The sequence below is a fragment of the Candidatus Stygibacter australis genome (genome assembly GCA_030765845.1).
GTDB classification, from domain to species: Bacteria; Cloacimonadota; Cloacimonadia; order Cloacimonadales; family TCS61; genus Stygibacter; species Stygibacter australis.
This window is the reverse complement of record JAVCDJ010000150.1, coordinates 1-5,780: the sequence shown is the minus strand read 5'-3', so window position 1 is coordinate 5,780 and position 5,780 is coordinate 1. Positions and strand designations below refer to the sequence as shown.

4 protein-coding genes are annotated in these 5,780 nt (G+C 35.1%); all 4 read right to left on the bottom strand.

Annotated features, from left to right (window positions below; translation table 11 throughout):
• Positions 1 to 5 precede the first annotated feature (5 nt).
• Entirely contained in the window at positions 6 to 593 is a 588-nt protein-coding gene (locus RAO94_07615) for a response regulator (GenBank protein ID MDP8322201.1), read from the bottom strand.
• Complete coding sequence (locus tag RAO94_07610; protein MDP8322200.1) at positions 590 to 3,013, bottom strand: ATP-binding protein; 2,424 nt, start codon at positions 3,011 to 3,013, stop codon at positions 590 to 592. Before RAO94_07610 ends, RAO94_07615 begins: the two co-directional genes overlap by 4 nt.
• A 420-nt stretch (positions 3,014 to 3,433) precedes the next feature.
• Positions 3,434 to 4,342 (bottom strand): response regulator, encoded by a 909-nt coding sequence (locus tag RAO94_07605; GenBank protein ID MDP8322199.1) that lies wholly within the window; start codon positions 4,340 to 4,342, stop codon positions 3,434 to 3,436.
• Between the two features lie 53 nt (positions 4,343 to 4,395).
• On the bottom strand, positions 4,396 to 5,780 hold a 1,385-nt coding region (locus RAO94_07600), incomplete at its 5' end, for a hypothetical protein (GenBank protein ID MDP8322198.1).

Genomic DNA, 5,780 nt, shown 5'->3' with positions numbered 1-5,780 from the left:
TTTATTTATTCGCTCTCATCAAGATTTATGAGAGCGGCTTTTTTAACCAGACCTACGATATTATCAACTCCGAATTTGTGCATAATATTGCTGCGATGTCGTTCAACTGTACGAATGTCCCGTTTAAGTATATAGGCTGTTTCCTTATTAGCCTTTCCTTCAAGAATAAGCTTTAATACTTTCTTCTCTATTTTGGTCAAAATCTGACCGGATGACACATCAAAAAAATCTTCTCGTTCCAGAAAAGTTTTAACTTTACATAAAAACTTTTTTCGGTCAAATGGTTTTTCAATAAAATCAACTGCTCCTTTACGGATAGCTGCAATAGCTTCATCAATATTAGCAGTTCCTGAAATCATTACTACCGGCATATCTACATAATTCTTTAAACAATAGTCTAATAGTTCCATGCCTATACTGCTATGAGGGAATTTCAAATCTAAGAGAAATATATCAAATTCTTCTTTGGCAAGCAGGTCATATATAATCTGTTTATTAACTCCTGCGCATACTTTGTAATTGTTATCTTCCAGAATATTTTTTGCCAGATTTACAAATACATGACTGTCGTCTGCCAGCAATACTTTTTTCATACTTCCCCCTTTGAGTAAGCAGGGAAAACAAGTCTGATAGTAGTTCCCACCTCTGATTTGCTTTCCGCTTCCACTCTCCCTTCAAATTCATTCATCATTTTCTTTACCAAAGGTAAACCTATCCCAGTACCGGAAGCTTTTGTGGTAAAATATGGTACAAAAATATTTTTTATAATATCGGGTGAAATTCCACAGCCAGTATCACTGATTTCCAAACAGAATTTAACCACATTTGAGTTTTCTTCCCAGCGATATGCTTTCAGAATAATTTTACCCTCCTCCTCTATTGCTTCCAGAGCATTATTTAGCAGGTTATCGAGTACTTCTGCAAAGCGAATCTTATCAATCTTCAACCAGGGAAGATCATGCTCTATTTCGCTGGTAAATCGAATTCTATCAGGGAATTCTGTCAGTTTTGCTTCCAGATATTGCTTGATCAGTTCATTTGCATCCAATAATTGTAAACTCAATTTTTTTAGTTCAGTAAACCTTTGAAAAGATTGCACAAAATATTTCAGATTATTTATCTCTTCCTTTATAACGGGTGATAGACGTTGTATTTTGCTATCTTTATTGGTAGCTATCTGTTCTGTAGCAAGCTGGATATTATTTAGATGTTTCCTGATGCCATGGCTAAGTCCACGAGCGGTTTCTGCCCAATCAGCTTTTTCCTGTAATTGCAGGATATCCGTCTGGTCAGAAATCGCAATCATTACGCAACCAGATTTATCCTTAAGACTTTTGAAATGTATTTCCAGATTTCGATTGTTCTGCAGATAATCCAGTTTTATCTTCTGCTCAGTTTTCTCAGAAGCACAATATTTCTCATATTCGTTGCTGACTGGCAGGCAGACATCAATTAATTTTCTATTTCTGCGTAATTTTGTTCCTAAAATCCCGATTATTTGTTCATTGCTAAAAAATATTCGACCACTTTTATTAACAACCATAACCCCAGCTTGCAGATTATCCAGAATTATTGTACTTATCTTTATAGAATGTTTTGTACGAAAATAGTGTCTCAAAATGAAAATTACAAAAATAAATGCCAAAAACACTATAAATAGTTTCAAGTAAAATACTTGTGAAAATCCTACCGGTTTATAATCATAAAAGATGAAATTGCTTTCCTGGTAAACCAATATCTGCTTGCTATTTCCAAATCCGGGATCAAAAATCTTCACACTGGCTTCACTAATATCTCTCTCATCATATTTCATTATACATTGCAGGTTTTTATCCAAAACCATCAAATTACCTTCAATCGAAACACAGACTATCTCTTTATTGCCGTCACAATCTAAATCAACAATACCAATAAGGTTACGTATGGCTATTTTATCAAATCTTCCCACTACCTCAAGATCATTATTGAAAACCAATAATTCATTTTCTGCGGTTATTACGAATACTTCACTTTTGCCATCATTATCCAAATCTTCACAGTAAACGCCTCCATTTCTAGAGAATGGTATCTCAAACTGTTTTTCTCGCAACAGGGATAATCTGTTATTAACCCATTTGTATATATAGATACCATTTCTTTCTTGTTGCTTGCCCCAGGTGGTTTTCACTGCGATTATCTCATCGTTTCCATCCACGTCAATATCTTCCAGGAAGCTGTATATTTTACTATATCCCCGAGATAGTTCCTCTCTAAAAAGGGTTTCACCATATTTATTTAAGATGATCAAATAGCTATGATGATCATCAGTTTGATTAATGATATTACCTTGATTTTTATTAGCTTCAGTAGAGAGTATAAACTCTGTTTCACCATCTTGATCCAGATCAGCATTATTTACGCATAAGATGTTGCCAGCAATCTCATAATGCCATTTCTCTTCTCCTGTTTTTGCATCTATCAGCCAAAGACCCCGCGGGTAACATGCAAATCCGGCTGCTCCGCGGATTATAATTTCCTGAGTGCCATCATCATCGATATCTAACATCCCTTCTACGCCAAAATTGCTGTAACAACGCTTGCCTATTGGTAATTTATCTTGTCTGTTTTTTAAGAGAAGTGGTTTTTCACTTCTATGTAATGTTTTCTTCCACTCATAATGTACTTGATTAAGAAATATCTCACCATTCGGTGTGACTCCACTGACAAATATTTCCTTCTCCCTATCACCATTAACATCAAAAAAACTTAATCTATTGATATTTGCCAGGTAATTTAACTGAGAAAAAGTCTCAAAATTACCATCCTGCAAAATAATCTCAGAAAATTCGTTATCTTTTTCTTTTACTGTAAGTATTTCATCTTCACCATCGTCATTCAAATCGATCACTTCAAACCGAGATACTTCTTTTTTGCTGTGTTGAGATTCTTCCACGAGCGTCTGTGGATAGTCATGCAACCTGCAACTAACTATGAGTAATATAAACAGAATGAAAAAAAACTCAGCAACTTTCATTTACCCCCCCCCCATTAAACTACGATAATTTTCTTAAGTAATAATTAATTAATCACCTATAAAATATCTCTTATACCACTATTCATGTCAACAATAAAATTCTTCATTGATACCTTTATTTGGTATTAAATAATACCCTGTTAAAGAATAATATAACATATATGTTGAAGCATAATTTGTTCCACATGAAATGTTTACCGAATAAGCTTTATGAACGGATTTGAAGAAATAGGAAATACCCGGGAGTGGTAAATTTGCCACTTTCAGATTTACATCTGTAGTGATTATGCCACAAATATTTCGTTGCTCCGACTGGGGGTCTGAGTGATTGCATGTAATATAGAAATGTGAGTAAAAATATACTCTGTTAACTGCGTTCACTTAGTTAACAGGGTATTTTTATGATCATAAAAAAGCGAATTATTTCTTTTTCTTTAAAGCTCGGACAATATTTCCTTTATCTACGTATTCCAGTTCATCAAGGTGGAAATTACTGATAAAGATACCTCTGCCATGTTCATTTTCCCGATCATTATCATCGAGTTCGGTATATTTAACACTGCTAAAGCCATCTCCCTGATCAGTAATGAACCATTCGCAGGAATCCTTTTCGAGAGTAAATTCAATTTTTATTTTGCGGTTTTTATATGCGGGATTATTTGTTCTTTCCTGATAAAGCCGGTCTAATCTTTTTTCGGCAATAGCTTTTGATTTATCTTCATAGGAAATACCCAGATTCCCATGTTCATAAGCGTTCACGAGCAGTTCCAAAAGAGCAATATTTACAGAAATAATATCATCTTTATCAAATATTGTACTGGTTTCATTTGCCAGATACTGGGCGATCTTAGGGATGATCTGGAGGTCATTCTCTATTTCCATGGTAAATTTCCGGCTGATCATTTTACTAAGAACCAGTTTTTCCAGGGATTTTTTTTGTATAGTGGAATTATATTTATGAATAAGGGGAACCAAATCATCGTAATGAACGGGCTTTTTTAAGTAGTTATTAGCCCCGAGCCGGAGTGATTCAATGGCATGTTCTTCTTTATTAGAAGCTGTGACCATAATTACGATAGTGCCAGTATCTTTTGCTCTGATCTCTTTGAGCACTTCAATACCGGAAACTCTGGGCATCAGGATATCCAGGAGCACAATATCAGGATGGAATTTATTGAATTTTTTAATAGCTTCTCTGCCATTACGGGCAGGGATCACTTTATGACCCAGATGTCCCAGCATCCCTTCCATGAGCCTTAAATTTATTTCTTCGTCTTCCACCAGCATAATAGTAGTTACATTATCATGTTTTTTTACTTTCTTCCGCATAGTTCACCCTCTCAATAATAATGTGCTTTATTTAATCTCCCAATCCTAAAGCACTAAAAACTTAGTTCAAACCCTCCCAATACTACTGCAGCTTTCTTTGGCGACAGGTCATATTCCTGGTAATCAATATTTGCGATATTTTCTACTTTTGCTGCAAGCAGCAGATTATTTAATATCTGGTATTCAAGCCCAAAATTAATGAGCAAAACATCTTCCAGATATTTATCATCCTGATCACTGTGACCAGTATTATAATTCAATTCCAGTTCTGCTGAAAGTTTTTGATATACATATTTCAGGTTGTTATCAAAAGCAAATTCAGGAGCAAAATTGATTTTATTTTCATAAATTGTGTATTCTGCCTGATGATCAAAAGAGACATCATGCCATTTCCAGCTTAATCTGGCAGAAATTACATTTTCCCAATTATCCAGATATTCCGGCTCATAATACACATCATTCCATCCATCAGGCATCACATAATTCATCTGGTTCACTATATACTTTGAGTTCAAGCTGATTGCAGCCGTAAAATTCCTTTCATATTGCCAGCAGATTGTGTGATTAACAGGAACATGTTCCTGCAGAAATTCCGAAGAAAGATCAAGGTAGTTATTAGTTTCCAGAAAGGATTTACGGTCAAACTTGCTCAGGTAGGGTTCATTAGAAAGCAGCAAACTTAAATTCTTTCCCAGAATGATATTATGACTATATTTAAACGAAACCGATATTATATCAGGGTCAACACCCAGCCATAATCCTGCCTGTTCAAGAATCCAGTTTTCTTTCTGGAGCCAGGATTGCACCTGGTAAGAATCAATCAGGTAATCCATAGATACAGTTGCCTTAAGGTCATTCTTATGCCAGTTCAGATCAAGCTCTGCATTGTAATCATCTTGAGTGACAGTGTCATTCCAGTCATCTTCCTGATGAGAGTGGGTATAGGAAAATTTGCCTGATATATCGTAAATGCCATATGATGAGAGATCAATCTGCAAGTCAGGAGAAATTATTTTTCCGCCTGATAATTTTGTATCTCCATCCTCAAGTTGATAATTATTTTGATAATATGATAAAATTGCTTTGTGGTCTTTGATCTGCGGCAACCAATAAATGGAAAGGTTGGAATTTTGCCAGTCAGTTTGATATGTATCCTGATCATAATCAGCAGATAATTTCAAGAGCTTATATTTTTGTGAGTTTATTGCCAGGTGAGATTTTATCATTGATTTAGAACCAGCCATCAGATGCAGCGTGGCTTTATCATCTGTACGAGATGAAATCTCTGCCTTTTTTAGGGAATATGTGCGAAGAAAAGGTTCATAATCAAATTTACTGAGATTTGTGATTCCCGTAAATGAATTATCCTCTTTTACCACTTTGAGACTATCATTAAAACCATGGCTTTTACCAAAAACAACAATGTCTTCCAGTTTGA